Source organism: Pseudomonas sp. EL_65y_Pfl1_R83, assembly GCF_963970695.1.
GTDB lineage: Bacteria > Pseudomonadota > Gammaproteobacteria > Pseudomonadales > Pseudomonadaceae > Aquipseudomonas > Aquipseudomonas tritici.
Window position 1 is genome coordinate 1 of the sequence record NZ_CAXAQI010000541.1, and the last position, 255, is coordinate 255.

A 255-nucleotide genomic window follows, 5' to 3' on the forward strand; every position below is an offset into this window, starting at 1 on the left:
CTACGCGCGCTTTACGCCCAGTAATTCCGATTAACGCTTGCACCCTCTGTATTACCGCGGCTGCTGGCACAGAGTTAGCCGGTGCTTATTCTGTCGGTAACGTCAAAACAATTACGTATTAGGTAACTGCCCTTCCTCCCAACTTAAAGTGCTTTACAATCCGAAGACCTTCTTCACACACGCGGCATGGCTGGATCAGGCTTTCGCCCATTGTCCAATATTCCCCACTGCTGCCTCCCGTAGGAGTCTGGACCG

Annotated in this window: 1 rRNA gene; it reads right to left on the reverse strand. The window is 52.2% G+C overall.

The features are described 5' to 3' along the window. Positions 1-255 (reverse strand): 16S ribosomal RNA (locus tag AACY08_RS30240); the annotation flags it as partial.